The following is a 1250-nucleotide window of genomic DNA, read 5'->3' as shown; positions in this document are numbered from 1 at the left end:
GCGGCCAGCGAGAGGTCGGCGACCTTGAAATCCGTGCACTCAGCTGACACGGGCGCTCCTTGAACTCATGACGTTGCGGTGGATGTCCAGGGCCGAGGTGGACCTGTTCAGGGTGATGTAGTGCAGTCCGGGCGCGCCCTCGGCGAGCAGCCGGTCGGCCATGACGGTGGCGTACTCCACGCCGATGCGGTGGCCGGCCCCGGGGTCGTCCCGGGCGGCCTCCAGACGGTGGGCCAGGTCCTCGGGGAAGGCGGCGTCGCTCAGTTCGGCGAACCGGCGGATCTGGCGTACGTCGGTGGCGGGCATGATCTCCGGGATGATCGGGATGTCGCAGCCGGCGGCCGCGACCCGGTCCCGCAGCCGGAGATAGTCCTCGACGTGGAAGAACATCTGGGTGATGGCGTAGTCGGCGCCCGCCCGGCACTTGGCCACGAAGTGCCGGATGTCGGAGTCCCAGTCGGGCGAGCGGGGATGCCGCTCGGGGAAGGCCGCGACACCGATGGTGAAGTCGCCGAGCGAGCGCACCAGTTCGACCAGCTGGCCGGCGTGGGTGAAGCCGTCCGGGTGCGGTGTCCAGGGCCCCCTCGGGTCCCCCGGCGGATCACCGCGCAGGGCGAGGACGTCCCGGATGCCCGCGTCCGCGTAGGCGCCGATGATGTGCCGCAGCTCGGCCACCGAGTGGCCGACGGCGGTGAGATGGGCGACCGGCCGCAGGGTCGTCTGGGCCGCGATGCGCCGGGTGACCTCGATGGTCCGGTCCCGGGAGGAGCCGCCCGCGCCGTACGTGACGGAGACGAAGTCCGGCCGCAGCGGCTCCACCCGGCGGATCGCCTGCCACAGCGTCCGCTCTCCGGCGTCGGTCTTGGGCGGGAAGAACTCGAACGAGAAGGTGGGCCGGGCGGTCATGCGCGTCCTCCGGCGCTGAAGTAGCTCGCCTGCGGGTGGTGGACGACGATCGCGTCGGTGGACTGCTCGGGGTGCAGCTGGAACTCCTCCGACAGGTGGACGCCGATCCGCTCGGGGTGGAGGAGGTCCGCGATCTTGGCGCGGTCCTCCAGATTCGGGCAGGCCGGATAGCCGAGCGAGTAGCGGCAGCCCTGGTACTCGGTGCGCAGCATCCCTTCCAGGCCCGCCGGGTCCTGGCCGGCGATGCCGAGTTCGGCGCGGACGCGGGCGTGCCAGTACTCGGCCAGCGCCTCCGCCAACTGCACGGACAGGCCGTGCAGTTCGAGGTAGTCGCGGTAGGCGTG

General features: G+C 71.6%; 2 protein-coding genes. Both read right to left on the bottom strand.

Annotated features, from left to right (window positions below; genetic code table 11):
- Nucleotides 1-39: 39 nt before the first annotated feature.
- Nucleotides 40-906, bottom strand: a complete 867-nt coding sequence (gene metF / locus ACLU3S_RS36975) for a methylenetetrahydrofolate reductase [NAD(P)H] (RefSeq protein WP_413956351.1) — start codon at nucleotides 904-906, stop codon at nucleotides 40-42.
- A partial coding sequence (locus ACLU3S_RS36970) for a vitamin B12 dependent-methionine synthase activation domain-containing protein (RefSeq protein ID WP_413956350.1) occupies nucleotides 903-1250 on the bottom strand: 348 nt, incomplete at its 5' end. The genes ACLU3S_RS36970 and metF, both read right to left, overlap by 4 nt.

This window comes from Streptomyces sp. AF1A (assembly GCF_047340315.1).
In the GTDB taxonomy this organism is placed as follows: domain Bacteria; phylum Actinomycetota; class Actinomycetes; order Streptomycetales; family Streptomycetaceae; genus Streptomyces.
Note: the sequence above shows the minus strand (reverse complement) of the source record. Positions and strands in the feature narration are given on the sequence as shown.